General features: G+C 54.2%; 1 protein-coding gene. It reads left to right on the forward strand.

The window, feature by feature from the left end; translation table 11 throughout:
- Positions 1-705: 705 nt before the first annotated feature.
- The gene (locus tag DJ69_RS01700; RefSeq protein ID WP_099254020.1) at positions 706-2,052 is read left to right on the forward strand and encodes a Cdc6/Cdc18 family protein; all 1,347 of its coding nucleotides are present in this window, start codon (positions 706-708) and stop codon (positions 2,050-2,052) included.
- Positions 2,053-2,543 lie beyond the last annotated feature (491 nt).

Raw genomic sequence — 2,543 nt, forward strand, 5'->3', positions numbered from 1 at the left:
CCCGTGTGCGATATGAAATCAGGAAGAAGGTGGGAGGGGGTGATCCGAGCGAGAGTCGACGGAGCGTTCGCTAATGGTGGTTTCACGGAGCAGACAGGTCGACAACGACAATATCGAAATTAGCTATTAGTGAAAGAAACCTTTAGGTACTCACCCTGTTAACCATATCCGCAATGGGCGTAAGGTCGGCCGAAACGAAAAAGTTTGTTTTCTGATAAGACTGAACCCATCCGTGGCATCGGCCTGTTGTTGACTAGGCGTTTTCATCGGTGTCACAGCTTCTCGTGGACGTTCTCACTCAGACAGATCGGCTTTCGTTGCTTCGCCCCTACCTACCGACTCACCAAATTCATATCGCACACGGGGTGTGGGGGTACCTCTCCGACGTGATCGTCTCTCGATGGGGACCGCCAAGAGGAACCGTGGGCCTGTTTGAGCCGTGTGTACAACTTATCGGTCCCCTCCCTTACCGAGACAGTTCGACGAAGTCACTTCTCTTGTCTCACACCTCGAATAGCCGCTCAATGAGGAATCGGCATTTCATATCGCACACGGGGGGTGACTCCGCCTAATTGACTTTGCTCGCGGTGATCTGTCTTCGTCTTCCGCCCATCTATAGATCGACTCTATCGGCAGAATACGGCTTATTTAACCTCGCACGCGGTACCCCGTATTTATTTATAGTTTCGACCATACTCCGAAAATATGGCTGACGGCGACGATCAACAGTCCCTCTCACAATCCATCAAAGGACGACTCCAAGAGGGAGTTCAGAACTCTGTTTTTCAAGACAAAGGGCTGCTGGACCCGGATGCCGTCATCGACGAGGATCGAATCGTTGGTCGCGACGAGCAGTTGGACGATATCATCACCTACCTCCGACCGGCGCTCCAAGGCAATCGGCCTCCCAATATGCTGCTCTACGGGCCGTCAGGGACTGGGAAGTCGCTCATCGTCAACGCCGTCTGTCAGCAGGTTCTCGAACTGGCGAACGCACAGGGTGACCGATTCGGCGTCATTCGGATCAACTGCCAGACAATCAAGTCACACGACCGCGCTGTCTATCGGCTTGCGAAGAACGCGGCCGATGAAGCCGGCGTCGATGTCGGCATCCCGCAGAGCGGCATTTCGACCGACCAGAAGCTCAACCGGTTCTACGAGATTCTGAGCAACAACTTCGACTCTGTCATCATCATTCTCGATGAGGTCGACCTGCTGGCTGGCCGACAACGAGATCCAAACGACGAGCCGGCGTATTCGAAGCTGCTGTACCAGCTGTCTCGCGCCTCACAGCTCGGTCGGATCGAGGGGCACGTCTCCGTCGCAGCGCTCACCAACGACCCTCGGTTCATGGAAGATCTCGACGGCCGGGCGGAGAGTTCGTTCAACCCGCAAGACGTCGTGTTCCCAGACTATGACGCAAACCAGCTCCAGTCAATTCTGGAGCGTCGCCGCGACGCGTTCCAAGACGACGTGCTTGAAGACGGCATCATTCCGCTCAGTGCGGCGTTTGCGGCGCAGGATCACGGCGACGCGCGAAAAGCGATCGACCTGTTCCGCAAAGCCGGTGAGATCGCCGACCGTCAGGGCGAGGACATGGTAACCGAAGCCCACGTTCGTGACGCCCAGAAGGAAGCCGAGCGTGACCGGACACTCACGCAGATGCAGGGGCTGTCCACCCAAAAGAAGCTCTCCCTCTACGCCACGGCGATCGTCCCGGTTTACTCCCAACGCAACCTGAATGCCGTTCCCAGCACGGTTGCGTATCGCGTATATCAGTACCTCACCGACTTGCTGGATGCCGACGAAAAGTCTCGGGACTCCTACCTCCGATACATGAGCGAGGCCGAGACCTACAACTTCGTCACGTCTGAGAAAAGAGGGCGCGGGTACGGCAGTGGCGTCCACAAGGAATACACGTTCGTCGACAATCCGGAAGTGGTCGCGGAGACGCTTCAGGCCGACATCCGACTCGAAGAGGTAGACAACGACGAGAACCTGATTCGGTCTGTTGTCAACGCACAGATAGACGATTTCTTCGACGGTAACTGACGCGAAAAGGTCGAACCGGACGCCGAAATCATTTCGCACACGGGGGGTGGATCTGGTGATGTTTGTGTAAAATAAATAATATTTGTCTGACAACAGTAGCCAAGATTTCATATCGCACACGGGGTGTCACCCGTCGACGCAGCATTCAAATCACTTCTCACACGGGTCCCCACTAAGGCAGAATCAAAATCATCTCGCACACGGGGGGTCTGGTTCTGGAAGCTATCAGTGAATACACTCGTGACGAGGTGTGTGTCGTTCTAGAAGCCTAAGGAACCGATCTGTCTGATCTATATTCCACTGGCTCTGTTGAAATCCTATTCTCCCGACACATTATCGTCTGAAACGTCTGGTCGCTGAAAAGTGCTGATAGACACTAAATGGTTAATGATAGGGAGTTCATACGTGAGATATGTCCAATAAGAGTGGAGTTGATATAGTAGAGGAATGGCAGACAGGAGCCTTTCTTATTCTCAGTACCTCACAAAGCA

The sequence above is a fragment of the Halorubrum persicum genome, from assembly GCF_002727125.1.
GTDB classification, from domain to species: domain Archaea; phylum Halobacteriota; class Halobacteria; order Halobacteriales; family Haloferacaceae; genus Halorubrum; species Halorubrum persicum.

Excerpts from the sequence above, each read along its gene's own strand:
- DJ69_RS01700 (WP_099254020.1), top strand. The coding sequence starts at position 706 with ATGGCTGACGGCGACGATCAACAGTCCCTCTCACAATCCATCAAAGGA.